The organism is Woodsholea maritima DSM 17123 (genome assembly GCF_000382325.1).
GTDB lineage: Bacteria > Pseudomonadota > Alphaproteobacteria > Caulobacterales > Maricaulaceae > Woodsholea > Woodsholea maritima.
Window position 1 is genome coordinate 458,641 of sequence record NZ_KB908057.1, and the last position, 17,636, is coordinate 476,276.

Annotated in this window: 19 protein-coding genes; 9 read left to right on the forward strand and 10 right to left on the reverse strand. The window is 56.6% G+C overall.

Annotated elements, in window-relative coordinates:
- Positions 1 to 66: 66 nt before the first annotated feature.
- Complete coding sequence (locus H151_RS0107725) at positions 67 to 1,056, forward strand: zinc-ribbon domain-containing protein (RefSeq protein WP_019961081.1); 990 nt, start codon at positions 67 to 69, stop codon at positions 1,054 to 1,056.
- Positions 1,057 to 1,755: 699 nt separating this feature from the next.
- On the opposite strand, the gene H151_RS0107730 is transcribed toward H151_RS0107725, so the two are convergent.
- The 3 genes from H151_RS0107730 to argH all read right to left on the reverse strand — a co-directional run bounded on the left by H151_RS0107730 (position 1,756) and on the right by argH (position 5,935).
- Positions 1,756 to 4,251, reverse strand: a complete 2,496-nt coding sequence (locus H151_RS0107730; protein ID WP_019961082.1) for a DUF4175 domain-containing protein — start codon at positions 4,249 to 4,251, stop codon at positions 1,756 to 1,758.
- A gap of 75 nt (positions 4,252 to 4,326) precedes the next feature.
- A complete protein-coding gene (gene lptM / locus H151_RS0107735; protein WP_019961083.1) occupies positions 4,327 to 4,509 on the reverse strand; it encodes an LPS translocon maturation chaperone LptM in 183 nt (60 codons plus the stop codon).
- A gap of 10 nt (positions 4,510 to 4,519) precedes the next feature.
- Positions 4,520 to 5,935 carry an argininosuccinate lyase gene (gene argH, locus H151_RS0107740; RefSeq protein ID WP_019961084.1) on the reverse strand — a complete coding sequence of 472 codons (1,416 nt, stop codon included), beginning with the start codon at positions 5,933 to 5,935 and terminating at the stop codon, positions 4,520 to 4,522.
- Positions 5,936 to 5,978: 43 nt separating this feature from the next.
- Between argH and H151_RS15865 the strand changes: the two genes are divergently transcribed.
- From H151_RS15865 to H151_RS0107770, 5 genes are all read left to right on the forward strand, one after another.
- Positions 5,979 to 6,563, forward strand: a complete 585-nt coding sequence (locus H151_RS15865; protein WP_019961085.1) for a TlpA family protein disulfide reductase — start codon at positions 5,979 to 5,981, stop codon at positions 6,561 to 6,563.
- A 113-nt stretch (positions 6,564 to 6,676) separates the two neighbouring features.
- Complete coding sequence (locus H151_RS0107750) at positions 6,677 to 7,192, forward strand: Cif family virulence factor (RefSeq protein WP_019961086.1); 516 nt, start codon at positions 6,677 to 6,679, stop codon at positions 7,190 to 7,192.
- Between the two features lie 76 nt (positions 7,193 to 7,268).
- Complete coding sequence (locus tag H151_RS0107755; RefSeq protein ID WP_019961087.1) at positions 7,269 to 7,529, forward strand: hypothetical protein; 261 nt, start codon at positions 7,269 to 7,271, stop codon at positions 7,527 to 7,529.
- A gap of 721 nt (positions 7,530 to 8,250) precedes the next feature.
- Positions 8,251 to 8,397, forward strand: coding sequence for a hypothetical protein (locus H151_RS17530; RefSeq protein WP_199285690.1), 147 nt, complete (start codon positions 8,251 to 8,253; stop codon positions 8,395 to 8,397).
- 86 nt (positions 8,398 to 8,483) lie between these two features.
- Positions 8,484 to 8,978, forward strand: coding sequence for a hypothetical protein (locus tag H151_RS0107770; RefSeq protein ID WP_156823417.1), 495 nt, complete (start codon positions 8,484 to 8,486; stop codon positions 8,976 to 8,978).
- Between the two features lie 61 nt (positions 8,979 to 9,039).
- Here H151_RS0107770 and H151_RS0107775 read toward each other — a convergent pair whose 3' ends face one another.
- The 4 genes from H151_RS0107775 to H151_RS0107790 form a co-directional block, all read right to left on the reverse strand.
- Entirely contained in the window at positions 9,040 to 9,972 is a 933-nt protein-coding gene (locus tag H151_RS0107775; RefSeq protein WP_019961091.1) for an electron transfer flavoprotein subunit alpha/FixB family protein, read from the reverse strand.
- 1 nt (position 9,973) lies between these two features.
- Positions 9,974 to 10,723: an electron transfer flavoprotein subunit beta/FixA family protein gene (locus H151_RS0107780; protein ID WP_026353898.1), complete on the reverse strand. Its 750-nt coding sequence runs from the start codon at positions 10,721 to 10,723 to the stop codon at positions 9,974 to 9,976.
- Positions 10,724 to 10,940: 217 nt separating this feature from the next.
- Positions 10,941 to 11,528, reverse strand: a complete 588-nt coding sequence (locus H151_RS0107785; RefSeq protein WP_019961093.1) for a YceI family protein — start codon at positions 11,526 to 11,528, stop codon at positions 10,941 to 10,943.
- Positions 11,529 to 11,710: 182 nt separating this feature from the next.
- Positions 11,711 to 12,286: a cob(I)yrinic acid a,c-diamide adenosyltransferase gene (locus tag H151_RS0107790; protein ID WP_019961094.1), complete on the reverse strand. Its 576-nt coding sequence runs from the start codon at positions 12,284 to 12,286 to the stop codon at positions 11,711 to 11,713.
- A 184-nt stretch (positions 12,287 to 12,470) separates the two neighbouring features.
- On the opposite strand from H151_RS0107790, the gene H151_RS15870 reads away from it, so the two are divergent.
- Positions 12,471 to 13,571 (forward strand): serine hydrolase domain-containing protein, encoded by a 1,101-nt coding sequence (locus tag H151_RS15870; RefSeq protein WP_019961095.1) that lies wholly within the window; start codon positions 12,471 to 12,473, stop codon positions 13,569 to 13,571.
- 17 nt (positions 13,572 to 13,588) lie between these two features.
- Here H151_RS15870 and H151_RS0107800 read toward each other — a convergent pair whose 3' ends face one another.
- A complete protein-coding gene (locus tag H151_RS0107800; RefSeq protein ID WP_019961096.1) occupies positions 13,589 to 13,789 on the reverse strand; it encodes a twin transmembrane helix small protein in 201 nt (66 codons plus the stop codon).
- 251 nt (positions 13,790 to 14,040) lie between these two features.
- Here H151_RS0107800 and H151_RS0107805 point away from each other — a divergent pair, with 251 nt between their 5' ends.
- Complete coding sequence (locus H151_RS0107805; RefSeq protein WP_019961097.1) at positions 14,041 to 14,673, forward strand: TetR/AcrR family transcriptional regulator; 633 nt, start codon at positions 14,041 to 14,043, stop codon at positions 14,671 to 14,673.
- A 100-nt stretch (positions 14,674 to 14,773) separates the two neighbouring features.
- Here H151_RS0107805 and H151_RS0107810 read toward each other — a convergent pair whose 3' ends face one another.
- Positions 14,774 to 15,889 (reverse strand): aromatic ring-hydroxylating oxygenase subunit alpha, encoded by a 1,116-nt coding sequence (locus tag H151_RS0107810; RefSeq protein ID WP_019961098.1) that lies wholly within the window; start codon positions 15,887 to 15,889, stop codon positions 14,774 to 14,776.
- A gap of 84 nt (positions 15,890 to 15,973) precedes the next feature.
- Positions 15,974 to 16,843 (reverse strand): tRNA glutamyl-Q(34) synthetase GluQRS, encoded by an 870-nt coding sequence (gene gluQRS / locus H151_RS0107815; protein ID WP_019961099.1) that lies wholly within the window; start codon positions 16,841 to 16,843, stop codon positions 15,974 to 15,976.
- Positions 16,844 to 16,962: 119 nt separating this feature from the next.
- On the opposite strand from gluQRS, the gene H151_RS0107820 reads away from it, so the two are divergent.
- Positions 16,963 to 17,631: an alpha/beta hydrolase gene (locus H151_RS0107820; RefSeq protein WP_019961100.1), complete on the forward strand. Its 669-nt coding sequence runs from the start codon at positions 16,963 to 16,965 to the stop codon at positions 17,629 to 17,631.
- Positions 17,632 to 17,636 lie beyond the last annotated feature (5 nt).

The following is a 17,636-nucleotide window of genomic DNA, read 5'->3' on the forward strand; positions in this document are numbered from 1 at the left end:
TCCGGTGAGTGATTCGCTGCGCAATACCCTGAAATGACCTTTTAAGGACGCAAGAGGCCTACGTCCATGATCGTAACGTGTCCCAGCTGTGATGCAAAATATCGCGCCAGCGAGGAAGCCCTAAATGCCAGCGGGCGTAAAGTGCGTTGCGCGGCCTGTGCGCATGTCTGGATCGCAGACGAAGAACCGCTACCTTTGAACGATCCCATTGCCGAGGCAACCTTTACCGAAGACCCTCATGAGCATGATCAGGCCGCTGAGCTGGAAAAGCCGGTCAAGCCGCATCAGAAAATCCGTGAACGCGCCAAGGCCAAGGAACGCCAGGCTTTCCAGATCAAGGAAATATCCGCCTGGGGCGGCGTCGCGGCCAGCTTTATCATCGCGCTGACGGCGGCCTGGGTCTTTAAAATGGACATCGTTGCGGCCCTGCCGCGCACGGCCAGCGCCTATGCGCTGTTTGGGGCCGATGTGAACCCGCATGGCTTAGAGGTGCAAGACCTGGTCGTCGGTATGGATGAGCATGGCGGGCTTCAGGTCGAAGGCGTCCTAAAAAATATCACCGACCGGGCGCAGGAAACCCTGCCCTTGCGCGCGCGGGTGCTGGATGCGAATGGGGCCTGGCTCGCCGAATGGGTCATTGTGCTCGATCAAGCCGCCTTGCCCCGTGACGGCAGCGCCCATTTTACCACCTATTATGCAGATCCCCCCGCGGCGGCGGCAGAGGTTGAAGTCCTGCTCGCGCCAGATTTGCGCGGTGAAGTGGCGCAAAGCGGGATGGATGTCTCCCAAGGTCATATCAGCGCGCATGAATCTCAAGATGGCGGCCATGACTTGCCAGCCGATCTTCATGGGGATGATCAGGGTGACGCTATGGACGTGGATGCGCATCCAACGCCCTCCGCACACGGGGATGGCCATGGTGATACCCATGGGGCGGGCGGTCATGGGGCGTCGACACCCGCGGATAGCCATGAACCCGCACATGAACCAGATCAGGCCGAATCCTCTCACGAGGACGCTCATGGCGCGGATACCCACGCCGATCCCCATCATTAAATGAAAGTGTCACCCCAAACTTGAATTGGGGTCCATGCCGGACGGGTTGAGCTTGGTTCTGGTCGATCAGAATTTAGGCCCAAGGTTGCGGAATGGATGCCAGATCAGGTCTGGCATGACAGGGTCGACCCGAAGGGTCGCAAGCGCGAAAGCCCACAAGTAGCCGACAGGCGATAGGACAAATAAAAATTGCGCGCCCACAGCGCAGCGAGGATATGTCTAAAAAACTGTCATCCCGGAGAAGCGAAGCGCACATCCGGGATCTGTTGAGGTAAATGGCAAGCTTGATAGGTCCCGGATCTCACTGAAGTTCGTCCGGGATGACAGCGTCTTAACGACTATCGCTTATTTAAGCGCGACGTTTGCCCGGGAATGCGCTGACGCTCAACACTCTCGCGGCCCCGAATTTGATCCAGGGGCCATTGTTATAAACGCCCCCTCCGGTCCTATCGGACCACCTCCCCCGCTTTGCAGGGGAGGACAGATTATATTCTTGTCATCCCGGCCTTGAGCCGGGATCTATGTACTTTGATGGCAACCACAATAGATCCCGGGTCGCCCTGCGTTTGCCCGGGATGACAAAGTATGGTTGGCCCTAAGTTTCTTCGCTTCGCTGCGGGCGTGTGTTCGCTTGTGGCCCAAAGGTGTGCCCCTCGGGAATGTCGCTGCGAAGGGGGCCGACTTAAAACCGCAGCCCCCCTAAAACTGCTCTAGCAAGCGGTCGAGATAGTCGAGTTCTTCGCGGGGGCGGTCAGGTTCGGAGCGTCGCCGGCGCAATTCCTCTAAAATATCGCGCGCGCGTTGGCGTTGCGCTTCGGAAGGAACGCGCGTGTCCGAGCCATCGCCATTGATGGGCCGTCCCGCCGGATCATATTGCTGGCCTTGGCCGTCTTCCTGATCGCCGGATTCTTCCAATAAGCGCTGAGCCGTGCGCGCTGCCCCGCGCCGAAGGGCGCTAAGGGCCTCATCTTGCGCCTCAAGCGCGCGATCAAAATCGCCCTCGCTTAACGCCCGGGCGGCGTCATCCATCGCGTCTTGCGCTGCGCCCAGGGCGTCTTCAGCGGCCTCATCATCAAGGCCCCCGCCCAAGCCTTCCAGCGCCTCTTCCAACAGGGCTTGGCGTTCGGCCAGATCCTCGGCCGGGGTGCGGTTCAAGCCGTCTTCGCCTTCGCCGTCGGGATTGATGCCGTCTTGCTGTTCGCGGCGTGGCCCGATATCGTCCTCGCCATTGGCATTGTCTTCGCGCTCGCGTTCGTCCTGGCGGTTGAACGTATCATTCATGACGCCGCGCTGTTGGCCGATCATATCGCCCAACTCTTCAAGCGCTTCACGAAGGGCGCGCTCCATCTCGCTTTCTTCCCCGCCTTGGCCCTGACCCAGGGTCACTTGCATATTGCGCAACATCTCCGAAAGCGCCTGTAAGGCCCGGCGGGCATTGGGGGTATCACCCAGTTCTGCGGAATCGCGCAGCGCATCGAGCATTTGCTGCAAAGCATCACTGCCCATATTGGCGGAGCCTTGCCCGCCTTCGCCCTGTTGGGCTTCACGCGCCAGAGCGGCGATATAGCGGCTCATCGCGCGCTCATAGGCATCAAAGAGGGCCGACAACTCCATCGCATCGGCCCCGCGCGCAAAGGCATCGAGCAGGGCCTGCTCGGCTTGGCGCAAGGCCGCCTCAGCATCGGCGAGCGAGCCCAGCTCCGCGCGCAAGGCCATCTGCCAGAAATCTTCCTCCAGCGGGGCGAGGGTGTCGCGCTCACGCGCGCGCTGAATTTGGCGCAGGCTCGTGCGTAGGCCCATGTAAAGAATGGGGTCTTGGTAATAGCGCGAGGGCGAATCGGTGATGGCCTCCAGCGCGAGGGCGATGTGCTGGATGTCGTGCGGGGCGCGCTCGATGCGCCGTTCGGGCTCATCATCCAGATAGGTGACGGCCTGAAGATCATGGACACTCAAAGCTTCGCGCTCTTCCAGGGGGGCATAATCGGTTTTGACCCCCATCAGGGTCCGGCGCTGTTCGGCGATGGCTTTGGCCAGTCCGACCAGAAAAACCCGCTCCGGGAGGACAATGGTCAAAGGCGGGGTGATGCCGGTCTGATCGGCTCCATCGGTGCCCGCCAGACGAATGTCCACCCGCTCACCGGCCAGGAAATGACGCGACACATCAATGCGGGCGCGATAGCCCTCTTCACCGCGGCTGGTGACACTGCCCGGGGCGATCTCAATCTTATCCCAATCCTGAGAGGGTTTATCAGCGGTGTTCGCCGGGCGCAGATGAAGATGATAATGCTCAATCGCGTAATCATCCTCAGCGCGAAAATCGAGGATCAGCACACCTTCGCTATCACTATCAGGTTCCGCCACCAGGGTCAGGTGCGGATTTTCATCCTCAATCATGCTGACGGGCAGGGATTGGCGTAGCGATCCGGCGCGAATATCCAGATCCCCGCCCTGATCCAAACGGGCATAGGCTTGCCAGACATCGCCCTCTAAAGGCTCTGCCGATAAGCGTTGACCGCGAAAGCGCACATCAGGCTGGCGGCTATAGCCGGCAATGCGCACGGCAATGCGAGAGCCTTCCGGCGCATTGAGATCGGAGCCGCGGGCATAAATCGGCGCGCGGCGGGTATAGGTTGGCGGCTCTGCCCAGATATCGAGGCTGGGCCGGACGCCGCCACTATCCAAGACCCGCAAGGCAAACGCATCTTCCAGACGCAGGCGCGCCAGATCACCCGCGCTGATAAAGGCGAAAACCAAGAGGATTGCCGCGCAAAGGCGAAGGCCATAATGATCCAAACGCGCCCAGGCGGCCTTGGGCCGGTGGGCGGTGGCGGTTTTCAGCCTCGCGGCCATGCGTTGGCGGTGGCGGGAAAACAGGGCCTCATCGCCGCTGGCGACTACATCGCGCACCGCTTCGAAGGGGCGATCGGTAAAGCCGGAATCTTCCTCGATACGCGCTTCAATATCACGCGCGCTGGGCCAGTGAAAATGCTTGGCTTGCCAGCGTGCCAGCATGCCCGCGACCAGGAGCAGGGCCATCGCGCTGAGTGCGCGGGCCGGATCGCCCAAGGCTTCAAACACGCCAAAGAGCGCCAACGCACAATAGAGCGCCAGCACGGCCGCAGGGCCGATCAATACCGGCGCACTTCGCTCCCATATCAGGGCAAGGCGGGCTTTATGCCAGGTCGTGTATCGCATCGCCGCCTAGGCTAAAGGAGAAGGGGTTCTGTGACACCTCCCCGCTTACACATGAGGGCTCACTTCGATGTGAGATTATTGGCCTTGCGCGTCTTCTTGTGCGCGCTCTTCGCGGGCCTCGCCCTTATGCTCATAGGCGCGTTCAGCTTCGGTGCGATTATCCGGACCCCAAAGTGGGCCGGGACGTTCCAAATCACCGCGAACGCCGCAGGCGCTGAGGCCTAAGAGCGCCAGACTTAATAGAGCCAGTTTTTTCATCATCATCCCCTTATGCGCCGAGCGCTTCACGCCAGCGCTGAACCTGAACCCGCACCTGGCTGGGCGCTGTGCCGCCATAACTTACCCGACTTTCCATCGAGGCGCGCGCAGAAAGCACCGAATAAATGCGATCATCAATGCGCGGCTCCACCGATTGGAAAACCTCTAGCGGTAATTGGGCTAAAGCAAGGCCGCGCGCTTCGGCAGCTTTGACCAGGCTGCCCGCAACATGGTGGGCATCGCGGAAGGGAAGACCCAGCTCGCGCACCGTCCAATCGGCCAAATCCGTGGCATCGGAATAGGCCTCGCCCGCAGCGGCCTCCAAGGCGGCCTTGTTGAAGGTTAAATCCCCGGCCATGCCGATCATGGCATTGAGCGCCAGATCAAGATCATCCAGCGCAGTAAAGACGATCACCTTATCTTCCTGCATGTCTTTGGAATAGGCCAGCGGCAGTCCCTTCATCACGATCAGAAGGCTTTGTAAGGCTCCACAAATCTTGCCGGGTTTTGCGCGCACCAACTCGGCAGCATCGGGATTGCGCTTTTGCGGCATGATCGAAGAGCCGGTGGAGAAAGCATCGCTGAGGCTGGCAAAGCCAAAACGGCGCGAGGACCACAGGACTATTTCCTCAGCGAAGCGTGACAGATTGACCGCACAGATCGCGGCGGCGGAGAGGACTTCGAGCGCGAAATCGCGCGAAGATACCCCGTCGAGCGAATTGGCCATGGGCCGGTCAAAGCCCAAGGCCTGTGCCGTGTGGTGGCGATCAATGCCAAAGGCGGTCCCGGCCAGCGCCGCTGAGCCGAGCGGGCTTTCATTCAGGCGCTTGGCGGCGTCTTCAAACCGGCCCAGATCGCGCTCAGCATGTTCAACCCAGCATAATAAATGATGGCCCAGGCTGATCGGTTGAGCGGTTTGTAAATGGGTAAAGCCCGGCATTACCCAGTCGGCATGAGCTTCGGCTTGGGCCAGCAATGCCTTTTGATAGTCGCGCAGCAGGGATGTCATCCGCGCACAGGCCCCGCGCATCCATAAGCGAAAATCGGTCGCCACTTGATCATTGCGCGAGCGCGCGGTGTGCAAACGCCCTGCCGGTGCGCCAATACGCGCCTTCAAGGCCGCTTCGATATTCATATGCACATCTTCCAGTTCGGGCTTCCATTCAAAGCGCCCGGCGCGAATATCCTCGCGAATGGCGATCAGGCCCTCATGGATGGCGGCTTTATCGTCCTGCGAAATAATGGCGCAGGCCGCGAGCATGTCACTATGGGCGAGCGAGCCTAGAATATCTTCCTCGGCCAGGCGTTGATCAACATCCACACAGGTGTTGATGGCTTGCATCACATCGCTGGGCCGGGTCGTAAAGCGCCCGCCCCACATCTGGTGACTTGACGCGGCGGCTTTTGGATCTGAGGAAGAAGACATATATAAGGCTCCCAAGTGAGAACAGACGGGAAAAGGGGTATAGATGAAACCGGCTCAGCTCAAGATCGCGATACTGATCGCCGTGATATTCGGTGTGGTAGGCTTTGGATATATCCTGGTTTCGGCCCTGGGTGACAAGGTGATGGGACCGCTCGACAGTTATGCTGTCGGTGAAATGGCCGATTTCAAAACCCCTGATTCGCCGCCCGCCCAACCCACGAGTGAAATTTTGACCGGCGAAGGCGAAACAATCACACTCGCGGACAAGCAGGGCAAAGTCATTTTGGTGAATTTCTGGGCCACCTGGTGTGCGCCCTGTCTGACGGAAATGCCCGCCCTGGATGCTCTGCAAGCCGATCTGGGCTCAGACCGGTTTGAAGTCGTGGCCGTGTCCATGGATCGCACCATTGATGCGGCGCGTGAGTTTTATGCCCAAAACAACCTGACGCATTTGGCGCTTTATCATGACCAATCCTTTCAAGCGGCTTTGTCTGCGGGCGGGCGCGGTTTGCCGCTGACCATTCTTTATGATCCCTATGGCGGTGAGATTGGCCGACTGGAAGGGCCAGCCGAATGGCATAGCGAAGAGGCGATCGCTTTGATCGAGGCGGCCCTGGCGCGGTTTTAATCTCTCATCTCAAACCTTGGTCGCAATTGACTTGGCGATGACGCGCCCTTGGCTCATGCTTGGCGCTTTATGCCAAGAGAGTAAGCCAAGAAACCAAGAAGAGGGAGGGGTAAATGATCCGTTATCTGATGGCAGCGGGTGCAGCGCTGATGGTTATGACCTCGGCGCAGGCGCAGGATTTAAGCGATGAAGCCGCGATCGGCGCGCTGGTCGAGCGGGTTTATAGCGTGATTTCCGGCGATGTTGGTGAGCAGCGCGATTGGGATGCTTTTCGCGATCTTTATACCGATAATGCCATTATGGGCCAGGTTTCGCCCGGACCTGAAGGCCATGGCCGCGCGGTGTTTCTAACGCCAGAAGATTATATCGCCCGCAGCGGGCCGGTCTTGATGGAGATCGGTTTTCATGAGGTCGAGACCCATCGCGAGGTCAATATTTATGGCGAGCTGGCCCATGTGCGCACCGGCTATGAAGGCTTTCGCGCCGATCAGGACGGGCCCTATGTGGCGGGCATCAACTTCCTGACGGTGATGAAAATCGAAGGTCAGTGGAAAATCGCCGCGATTATTTGGCGTCCGCAAAGCGAGGATTGGCCGGTTGCCGCGCAGTTTGAGGGCGAAGCAGACTAGATCTTCTCGCCCAGCATAGGTTACGAACCTCATTTATCACTTTGAATGCAAGTGTTCAGGTTAAATGAGGCCCGCTATGACGGATGGTTTGATGATGATTTCTGAGGACATGCGCGGCCTCATCCCGCTTAAATTGACCCAGCTGGAAGTCGCAGAGGGCGGGCGCCTCTTCGGCTATCCCGCGATGAGCGCCCGCGCGCGTTCCATCGGCACCTATGAAGATCTGGTGCGTGAGCGCTATGAGCGGGACTGGGCCGCCGCCCCTCCCGCGCAAGACTTTAAGATCTGTTGCGGCCCATCCCGGCCTTACCGCGGTCATTATCCTGACCCAGAATGAACCGACCGCCGTCACTTAGCCGGTCTTGCGTGAACGGTCTGTCAGCAGAAAGACACTTAAAATGTCTCCAAATGGTGTAATTTTTTTTCTGATAAAGCTTACGCTTTCGATCTTTGTTTACACAATACTCACGTTGTACTTTATTTTTTACAATAGCGGCCTAGATTCATTGCTGTCTGGCGGTGATGTAATAAGATGTCCAAATATTTATAATGTTGTTGGTTGGTTTTTGATTTTGCTTTCAGTGTCCATATTTATATCGCCAGCAATAATATTTATAAAAGCTGCAAGAGTTTATTATTATATTTTTCTAGCTACATCTTCCGCTTTCGCATTGTTTCTATCAATTATTGCGTATAATGTTGAGACTTATTCAGGGCCGTCGATATACAGGGAGGAGCGAGTATTTATAAACGCCCTACTGCTCGTAATATTTTCATGTTCTGCATTACGTAATTTTCTTAATAGGCGGGGGTGATTATGAATTCTGATATTGTTCGCGATTCAGTATATTTTGGGATTTTATATAATTCTCTTCGTATAATAAGTGAATACTTGGCGGTCAGTGAAATGACGGCGTCGCAATTGCCCGAGGGCAAGTTGGTCCAGCAGATGTTTATCGCCATCTACTCAGAGCGGGATTGGGCCGCCGCCCCGCGCAAGACTTCAAGATCCGTTGCGGCCCACCTCGGCCTCACCGCGGTCATTATCTTGACCCAAGATGAACCGACCCGCCGCCAGCCTCTGTTCGTCGCTGACCATTCTTTATGATCCCTATGGCGGTGAGATTGGCCGACTGGAAGGGCCGGCCGAATGGCATAGCGAAGAGGCGATCACTTTGATCGAGGCGGCCTTGGCGCGGTTTTAAGTAGGACCAGAACTTGTCTGTCTTAGCCCTTCCGCTTTTAGACAAATAGTTGAATAATTATGTTTTTAATGTCTGCGGAGGGTATGATGAAGTTTATGGTAACGGCGGCGCTGGCTGCGCATTTGATGGTGAGCGGATCTGTTTTTGCGCAAACGGACGATGAAGGCGCCATCGCAAGCGTTGTTGACGGACTATATGCGTCGATCTCTGGCGGCATTGGCGAGGTCCGCGACTGGGGGACGTTCTTCGATTCCTTTACCGATAATGCGCGTATGGGCCATGCGAGCCCGGATGGCGTAACGTATACGACACCAGCTGGCTATGTTGAAAATAATGGGTCTGTCTTGATGCAGATCGGGTTTGAAGAGATCGAAACCGAGCACGCGGTCAATGTCTATGGCGAAGTCGCCCATGTGCGCAGCGGCTATGAAGCGTACCGCGGCGATCAGGAGGGAATATTTTTCTCGGGTGTGAATTTCATGACCTTGGTCAAAGTCGAAGGCGAATGGAAAATTTTAACCATTGTTTGGCGGCACGAGACGGCTGACCTGCCAGTTTATGAATTGTTTATTGAGGAGTAAACACAGAAAAACCCCGCAAGCCTGGGGCTCGCGGGGTTTTTAAACGCATAGGTTTGAGCGCTTAGCCTTTTAAGGCAGCCTCAAACTCAGGCACGGCTGTGAAGAGGTCGGCGACCAGGCCATAATCGGCAACGGAGAAGATCGGTGCTTCTTCGTCTTTATTGATGGCGACGATGACTTTGGAATCCTTCATCCCGGCCAGGTGCTGGATCGCGCCGGAAATCCCAATCGCGATATAAAGATCTGGCGCAACGACTTTACCGGTCTGACCGACCTGATAATCGTTGGGCACATAGCCCGCATCCACAGCCGCACGCGAGGCGCCGACGGCAGCCCCGATCGTATCGGCCAAGCTTTCGATGATGGCGAAGTTTTCCGCTGATCCCACACCGCGACCGCCAGAGACGACGATCTTGGCGGAGGCCAGCTCTGGGCGGTCTGATTTCGACAATTCTTCACCGACAAAGCGGCTGGCCGCAGCCGGTGTGCCTGCATCGACGGTTTCAATCGCGCATGCGCCTTGATCGCCGGCCTTTTCAAAGGTCGTCGGACGCACGGTGATGACTTTCTTGGCGTCGCTGGATTTGACGGTCTGCAAGGCATTGCCGGCATAAACGGGACGCACAAAGGTGTCCGGCGCTTCAACCGCAATGATGTCAGAGATTTGCATGACATCCAGCTTGGCCGCGATGCGCGGCATGAAGTTTTTACCCGAGGTGCTGGCCGGGGTCAAAAGGGCGTCATACCCCTCGGCCAGGCTTAGAACCACGCCTTCCATGGCTTCGGCCAAGCGCTTGTCCAGCGCTTCACTATCGGCATGAAGGACTTTGGCAACGCCGTCGATTTGCGCGGCGCCCTGGGCGACAGCGCCCGCATTATGACCAGCCACCAGGATGTGAATATCACCGCCCAGAGCCTTGGCCGCGGTGACGGCGGCGCGCGTGGCGTCATTCAAATGGGCATTATCGTGTTCAGCAATGACGAGGACAGACATGTTAGAGAACCCCCGCTTCGTTTTTCAGCTTGTCGACCAATTGGGTGACATTTTCAACCTTGATCCCGGCTTCACGCTTGGCAGGCTCGCTGACTTTGAGAACCTGCAGACGCGGCGTGATGTCCTCACCGAAATCGTCCGGGGTCTTGGTGTCGATCGGCTTCTTCTTGGCTTTCATAATGTTCGGCAAAGAGGCATAGCGCGGCTCGTTCAAGCGCAGATCGGTGGTCACGATGGCCGGTAGAGACATAGCAAGGGTCTGAAGACCGCCATCAATCTCGCGCGTAACCTCCAGGGCTTCGCCGTCCAGCTTAACCTCAGAGGCAAAGGTCGCCTGCGGCCAACCCAACAGGGCGGCCAGCATCTGACCGGTTTGGTTGGCGTCATCATCAATGGCTTGCTTACCTAAGATGACCAGGCTCGGGCCTTCGGCCTCAACGACTTTGGCCAGGATTTTCGCCACGGCCAAAGGCTCAGTCGTTTGATCGGTCTGAACCAAAATGCCGCGATCTGCGCCCATCGCCAAAGCGGTGCGCAAGGTTTCCTGGGCCTGGGCCGGGCCGATGGATACGGTGATAATCTCTTCGGCTAAACCCTTTTCTTTCAGGCGGATCGCTTCTTCGACTGCGATCTCACAGAAAGGGTTCATGGACATTTTGACATTGGCCAAGTCCACATCGCTCTGATCAGGTTTGACCCGAACTTTCACATTGTAGTCGACTACCCGTTTAACGGGGACGAGAATCTTCATCGACGGCTCCGGTTATGAATTGAGTGAAGGGAACTCTGTGGCCAGAGCGCCCCCTTCAAAAGGACACGATCTAGATAGGGCTTGGACCCTGCATGGCCAAGCGGCGGAAGTCAATGCGTTGAAGTTTACGTTCGCGTAAACTTGCATAGGATTTAACACAAAAAAAGCCGCCCCAACAAGGGGCGGCTTTGATGTTTTGCGCAAAAATGCGGCGATCTTACTCGCTTACGACATTCAGCTCGGTGTTGATTTCCAAGGTGATCTCATCAGAGACACGGGGGGCGGCATAGCCCAGGCCCCATTCAGACCGGGTCAGCGTACCGGTGGCGGTAAAACCTGCGGTTTCTACCTGGCTCATCGGATTGGGGGCATGTTTATTCAGTGTGACATTCAAGGTCACAGGATGAGTTTGACCGAGCAAAGTCAGATCGCCGGTCATTGTACCGGTTTGACCGTCTTCAGTGGCAAATTCGCTCGCGACAAAGCGCGCGGTTGGAAACTCAGATGTGTTGAACAGATCAGGCGAGTTCAAATGGCCTTCAAAACGCTCTTGATTAACGCCGGTCCATAGACCGCCGGCCAGATTGAATGTCACATCAATGGTGGAGTTTTGTGGCTCTTCGAAGTCGAGCAACAATACCCCATCATAATCGGTGAGGTAGAGCGACTGGGTTGAAAAGCCCAAATGGGTCCAGCTGGCGCGGATCGCGGTATGGCTTTTATCAAACTGATATTCGACCGGATCAGCCAGAGCCGGTGCGGTCAAAAAGGCGGCAAGTGAGGCGGCAGCATAAGCCAATTTCATCGGTTTACCCTCTCTGTCATGTGCATCACGGCACAGATCAAATCCCATGGGGCGCAGCTGTCGTCCCCTGTCAGAGGAACATTTAGGCATGCTCGGCGGCAGAAGCTAGGGGGCTAAACAAGAAACACTTATGACATTTTGGAAAAAATGATCGCGAAATCGTGAGTTTGGCTCGGGTTTGTTTAGCGGCTGGCCCCGGGCACCCATTTCACATCATCTTGCCCCGCATTATTGGCGATACGCGCCGCGACGAAGAGAAAATCTGACAGGCGGTTGAGATATTTGATCACTTCAGGATTGAGCGTGTCTATCTGACGGCTCAAAGTGATCGTGCGCCGTTCAGCGCGCCGCGTCACGGTGCGCGCCAGATGCAGACGGGTGGCCGCCTCACTCCCGCCGGGCAGAATAAAGCTATCCAAGGGCGAGAGATTGGCATTGAAGCGATCAATATCGCTCTCCAACCGCTCAACTTGTTTGGCGATGACCCTTAGGGGCGTCCATTCCAGCGGCTCCTGACTTTCCGGCACGCATAAATCGGCCCCGACATCAAACATGTCGTTTTGAATGCGTAACAGCGGCTCCTTCAAGGGGCTCTCACCGGGCAGGGCGCAAATCGCCAGGCCAATCGTTGAATTGGCTTCATCCACCGCGCCATAGGCCTCCACGCGCGCATCATCCTTATCGGTCTCACTCATATCGCCCAGGCGCGTGCGCCCTCCATCACCGTTGCGGGTATAAATGCGCGATAAGCGGACCATGGCGGGGCTCCTTGAAGGGTAAAAGGTTTTACCAGCATAGACGCGCTGCCTGGGTTCAGGTCAAGCGACAGCCGCGTGTCAAATGACATGGTTTTATACGCGAAGTTTTGCCGCGCCACAGTCTCACATTGACCCTAGTCACCGGTGATGCTTGGTTGTGTTCAGTCAAAAGGGGGGCGATCCCATGAAATTTAGATCAAGCGCATTGGGTTTGGTGCTGGCCATGTCTGGCATGGGGACGGTTATTGCGCAAAGCGCGACTTTACAGACCCAGGTTGAGGAGATGGTCGCCGCCTGCGGCGCGCCGGGAGGCGTGCTCGCATTTTGGGATGGCGAGGGCGCTGATGTTGAGGTGCGCGTCGCGGGTTTGCGCAGCGTTAACAATGACGATCTGATCACAGGGGAAGATCTTTGGCATATTGGCTCGAATACAAAGGCTATGACCGCAACTTTAGCGGCACGCTTGGTCGAGCGAGGTGTCGTGCGCTGGGAGGATACGATCGAGGAGGTCCTAGGGGAAGGTCATGATTTCGCGATCAACCCTGCCTATCTCGACGTGACACTAGAAGACTTGCTCAATCACACCAGCGGCATGTCTGCGAATGTCTCGATGTTTCAGTTTATCCGCTTCGTTGGTGCGGATGAAGAGCGTGACGAAGAGCTTGATCGTGTTGAGTATACCCGTGTTGCTTTGGCTGAAAAACCTGGCGGCTCTCGCGGCGCGTTTATCTATTCAAATACGGGATTTGTCATTGCTGGACTAATGCTCGAAACGCGCGCGGGTGAGCCTTATGAAGTTTTGATGCAGCGCGAAGTCTTCGATCCTTTAGGGATGGATAGTGCGGGCTGGGGACCGCCCTTAGGCGAAGATCAGCCTGAAGGACATGTGCCAGGTCTTTTCAGAGGGCCAAGGGCTGTGGGAACGCGAGATAATCCGCCTGCACTTAATTCGGCCGGGCGTGTGCATATTTCAGCACGCGATCATATGAAATTTCTTATCGCTCATGTGCGTGAAGCGTCCGGACCCTCGGCGGATTATCTCAGTCAAGCCAGCTGGGATAAGCTGCACACCCCCCTACCGGATCACGATTATGTGATGGGCTGGGGACTATATCGTGGTCTTTTGGCTCACGCGGGCTCAAATACCGCGTGGATTGAACAGATTGCCTTTGATCCTAAGGGCCAAAAGGCCGCTTTGGCAGGTGTAAATTATGGACATCAAGGTAAATGCATGCCCGCCACAGGGGAAGTTTTAATGAAATTGTTAGCAATTGATCCGGAATAATGAATGCGGGCACCCAATTAATGGGTGCCCTTCAACCAAAACAAAACAACAATCAGAACGATAGCGACAAACTGAAACACAACGCGCGCGCGCATAAGTTTATTCGACCAGGACCGTGAAAAATCGCCGCCCCGGAACAAAGAATAAATGCCGAAACAAAGCGTTGCGAACACAACGACGAGAGCCAAGATCAATGCGTAGTCGAGAATCTGAGACATGGACTAGACCTAGCGCACTAAGAATATTGCGGCAAGAGCGGGGATGACGTTTGCGTCATGTTTTAATATATGACTTGTACGCTGAACGCGTTTCAGGCGATAAAGGATCTGCAAACGAATCGCGGGACGGCGGTTCTTAACTCGGGCTTGGCGCATCGCGGACGGGCGATGGCGGCAGGCATTTGTCAATAGGCGTATGGGGGCCAGCGGCTTTATTGGGAAAGCCGTAAAGTTGAGGGAGTAGTATTTATATGGCGATACAAGACAACACTGCCCGCCGCATTACACGTCGCGATCAGCGTCGTGAAGCGACCAAGGTCAATGTCATTGAAGCCGCGCGTAAAGTTTTTCTAGAGCGTGGGTATGAAGGCGCGACGATTAAGGCGATTGCGGATGAAGCTGGCGTCTCACCGGGTACGGTGCTGAACGCTGCGCCTTCGAAGGCGAGCCTTCTCGTTGAAATTCTTAAAGAAGAATATCAAGCGATCTTGGATTCATCCGAGCTGTTGGATGCTGCGCTGTCTGGCGCGGTGATTGATAAGCTGGTGGCTCTGCTACAGGTTAGTTTTGAGGCGCAAAGCCGCCATCCCGAGCTCTTCGCGGCCGCTGTGGGCCATAGCTGGCTGTGGACTGATCCGGCTTATGATGAATCTTATAAGCAAATGGATCTGTCGTGGGAGCCGATCACCCGCACCATTCGCCGCGGTGTTGATAGCGGTGAATTGCGTCAGGACCTCGATATCGAGGAAGTGCGTGCCATGTTGCAAGACATCTATTTGGGTGTGTTCCGCCGTGCCAATCGTCAGGAGCTGGGCTCCAACGAGGTCAGCCGGATCATGCGCACTCGTCTGCAAATCTTCTTCAACGGTCTGACCGCGAAGTAAGATTTTCAACGCATCATGAAAAAAAGGGCGGGTCGATGGCCCGCCCTTTTTATGCAATGTTATTATGTCCTATGACGTATAGCGCTTTTTTGGCGTAATTCTAGGTGCGCCAGCGTAAAACCGCAGGTTTAATTGGGTTATCAAAATCACGTTGATCTTCGCGCGCGCGGACCCATTCGCGTTTTAAGCGCTTATACCAAACCATCAAAGTGTCGGCGTCCGGGATCTGCATCAAAGTCGGATTGTATTGCGCATATTCACCCTGCCAGCGCATCACGCGGGCATCTTGTTGAAGGAAAGTATGGGTGAAAGGGCGGGCAATCAGGCTTAGCGCGTCGAGCACGGGCGTATCCCAATACATGATCTGGGTGATCTCGCTGAGATCTTTATGGATCGGTGTCACCGCCGCCAGGCCCAGATAGCCATGCTTTTCATTGCGAATGGATTCAGCGCGCAGGCCCGGTAGGATGAATTGGATCTCCACCTTAATTGAGCCGCCAATAATGTTGTAAAGCGGGGAATTGACCGGCTTATGCGAGAGCATGGTGAAGCCCAGCTCGGTGGGCGCAAAATGCTTTTCCTTGGGCTTTAAGCCCTTGGAGGAGCGCCAAAGTGGGCTTTGGTGGACATAGGGCGTATGGGCGGGATCTAATAGGCCGATCACGCCATTATCCTGGTGGCATTCCAGCTGCGCGCGCTCGATATATTTGACGCGGCCTTCGCTTTGGCCCGGTTTCAGCACCATATTGGCAAAGCGTGGTGGGCGCGCCATCGACAAGGTTTCATCGCTGGGATCTGCCGGGAAATAAACCCAGATCAGGCCGTCTTGTTCGTACACCGGGTATCGACGCACTTTGATTGTCGTAAGGTCGAAATTCTGCCCTTCGACCAGGGAAGGAATGGTGACGCATTGGCCGGAATGCGCATTGAACCGCCAGCCATGATAGGGGCAGGCGACGCTGGTCTGGCCATCCTCTTCGGTCCACATCTGTCCTTTAGACAGCGGCACGGCGCGGTGCGGACAGATATCACGCAGCGCAAAGGCACGTCCCTCAGGGTCGCGGCCCAGCAAAACCGGCTCACCTAAATATTGCTTTTGCAACATCTTGCCCGGCTTTAATTCCTTTGCCGTTACGGTGACATACCACATATCGCGCAGGAAGCCGTCGTCTTCGCGCGTCATCTCTGGGGCGGGGTTTTGGATCAAAGTCGTCATGATGTGAGCTTTAGCGAAAAGCCCCTAATCCGTCGAGGGTTTAAGCGTGTTCGCGGCGGCTTTGCGTGATTTGGTCGCGGGCGTTTAGCGCCAATAGGCGCGTACGTCCTGCGCGCTGGCCCCGCCCTCGCGCAGGGATCGCAAGGTGAGGGAGCGCTCGCGCTTGGCAAAGCGCTTGCCGTCCTTATCCAGCAGCAGGCGGTGATGGTGATAGATCGGCTGATCCCAGCCCATCAGGGTTTGGAGGAGGCGATGGAGCCCGGTGGCGAAGAACAGATCGCGCCCGCGCACTATATGGCTGATGGCCTGGTGGTGATCATCATGGGTACAGGCCAGGTGATAGCTGGTCCCGACATCTTTGCGCCCTAGGATGACATCGCCCAGCTGATCGGCCCTGGCGGGCAGGGTGCCGATCTCGCCCTCAGGTCCGCCGCCGGTTTCTTCAAAGCTTAAGGCGTCAAACGCAGTGCCCAGATAGTCGCGCGCCGCCCGCATGGAAAGTCGCCAGGCAAAGGCTTCGCCCTGAGCCAGGCGCTCAGCCTCCTCTTCTTTGCTGATTGGCGTTGTTGGGCCGGGATAGATGGTGCCTTCGGGGCCTTCGCCGGGATGATGGGGGGCGCGGGCAATATCCTCGGCAATGTCTTTGCGAGTTTTGAAGCAGCGATAAACCAGGCCCTTGGCAGCCAGGGCCTCCAAGCTTTGATGGTAAACATCGAAATGCGCACTCTGGCGGCGGATCTCGCCATCCCAGGTAAAGCCGATCCAGCGAAGATCTTCGATCAGGGCCGCATCAAACTCGGGCAGACACCGCACCGTGTCGATATTCTCGATCCGTAACAGGCATTGCGCACCCAAGCGCGTGGCGGTTTGGCGTACCTGATCGGCGGCAAAGCTGTGTCCGATATGGAGATATCCCGTAGGTGAGGGGGCAAAGCGGGTGCGAAGTGGGCTCATACCCCCAGCGCTAGCATGGGATGATTTAGGCTCACAAGCCCCCCTTTCGCTTTTGATCGCTTGGGCTAGTATGCGCGCAGTCTTTTTTAAGTGTCCTTCTTGTTTTATTGAGTTGTCCCATGATCTTGCTTGATGGCCCGCGTATCGCTCCTGCTTCTGGTGTCACGAAAAAACTGGTCATCTTGTTTCATGGCTATGGCTCGAATGGGGATGATCTGATCGGTTTGGCTCAACATTGGGCGAAGGACTTCCCCGATACCGCCTGGGTTTCGCCCAATGCCCCCGATGGTGTGCCGGGCTATCCGGGCGGCTATCAATGGTTTCCCATTTCGCGCCTGGATCCAGAGGCGATGGAAACCGGGGTGCGCATGGCCGGTCCCTCAGCGAACACCTTTATTGATAGTGAGCTACGCCGCCATAACCTGACCAGCCAGGACGTGGCGATTGTCGGCTTTTCCCAGGGCACGATGATGGCCCTGCATGTCGGTTTGCGCCGGGCGGAGCCGCTGGCCGGGATTTTGGGCTTCTCGGGCGCTTTGGCGGGCGGGGAAAGCTTAAAGGATGAAATGACATCACCTGCGCCTATCCTTCTTAGCCATGGGGACCGCGATGATGTCCTGCCCGTGGGCCTGACTTTGCTGGCTGCGGCGCAATTGTGTGAAGCCGGCGCGTCAGCGCAATTTCACATCTCGCCGGGCCTTCCCCACTCCATCGGGCCGGATGGGTTGGAGCTGGGCGGGGCCTTCTTGAAGGGCGCTTTGGCGGGGCGTTATCGCACAGCACGCTGACACAT

What these genes read in the sequence shown, in the direction of transcription:
- H151_RS0107730 (WP_019961082.1), bottom strand. Translation starts at nt 4,251, where the DNA reads ATGCGATACACGACCTGGCATAAAGCCCGCCTTGCCCTGATATGGGAG.
- H151_RS0107800 (WP_019961096.1), bottom strand. Translation starts at nt 13,789, where the DNA reads ATGTCTCAGATTCTCGACTACGCATTGATCTTGGCTCTCGTCGTTGTG.
- argH (WP_019961084.1), bottom strand. Translation starts at nt 5,935, where the DNA reads ATGTCTTCTTCCTCAGATCCAAAAGCCGCCGCGTCAAGTCACCAGATG.
- H151_RS0107750 (WP_019961086.1), top strand. Translation starts at nt 6,677, where the DNA reads ATGATCCGTTATCTGATGGCAGCGGGTGCAGCGCTGATGGTTATGACC.
- H151_RS0107770 (WP_156823417.1), top strand. Translation starts at nt 8,484, where the DNA reads ATGAAGTTTATGGTAACGGCGGCGCTGGCTGCGCATTTGATGGTGAGC.
- H151_RS15865 (WP_019961085.1), top strand. Translation starts at nt 5,979, where the DNA reads ATGAAACCGGCTCAGCTCAAGATCGCGATACTGATCGCCGTGATATTC.
- H151_RS17530 (WP_199285690.1), top strand. Translation starts at nt 8,251, where the DNA reads ATGAACCGACCCGCCGCCAGCCTCTGTTCGTCGCTGACCATTCTTTAT.
- H151_RS0107820 (WP_019961100.1), top strand. Translation starts at nt 16,963, where the DNA reads ATGATCTTGCTTGATGGCCCGCGTATCGCTCCTGCTTCTGGTGTCACG.
- H151_RS0107725 (WP_019961081.1), top strand. Translation starts at nt 67, where the DNA reads ATGATCGTAACGTGTCCCAGCTGTGATGCAAAATATCGCGCCAGCGAG.
- H151_RS0107755 (WP_019961087.1), top strand. Translation starts at nt 7,269, where the DNA reads ATGACGGATGGTTTGATGATGATTTCTGAGGACATGCGCGGCCTCATC.
- H151_RS0107780 (WP_026353898.1), bottom strand. Translation starts at nt 10,723, where the DNA reads ATGAAGATTCTCGTCCCCGTTAAACGGGTAGTCGACTACAATGTGAAA.
- H151_RS0107775 (WP_019961091.1), bottom strand. Translation starts at nt 9,972, where the DNA reads ATGTCTGTCCTCGTCATTGCTGAACACGATAATGCCCATTTGAATGAC.
- H151_RS0107810 (WP_019961098.1), bottom strand. Translation starts at nt 15,889, where the DNA reads ATGACGACTTTGATCCAAAACCCCGCCCCAGAGATGACGCGCGAAGAC.
- H151_RS0107805 (WP_019961097.1), top strand. Translation starts at nt 14,041, where the DNA reads ATGGCGATACAAGACAACACTGCCCGCCGCATTACACGTCGCGATCAG.
- H151_RS0107785 (WP_019961093.1), bottom strand. Translation starts at nt 11,528, where the DNA reads ATGAAATTGGCTTATGCTGCCGCCTCACTTGCCGCCTTTTTGACCGCA.
- H151_RS15870 (WP_019961095.1), top strand. Translation starts at nt 12,471, where the DNA reads ATGAAATTTAGATCAAGCGCATTGGGTTTGGTGCTGGCCATGTCTGGC.
- gluQRS (WP_019961099.1), bottom strand. Translation starts at nt 16,843, where the DNA reads ATGAGCCCACTTCGCACCCGCTTTGCCCCCTCACCTACGGGATATCTC.
- lptM (WP_019961083.1), bottom strand. Translation starts at nt 4,509, where the DNA reads ATGAAAAAACTGGCTCTATTAAGTCTGGCGCTCTTAGGCCTCAGCGCC.
- H151_RS0107790 (WP_019961094.1), bottom strand. Translation starts at nt 12,286, where the DNA reads ATGGTCCGCTTATCGCGCATTTATACCCGCAACGGTGATGGAGGGCGC.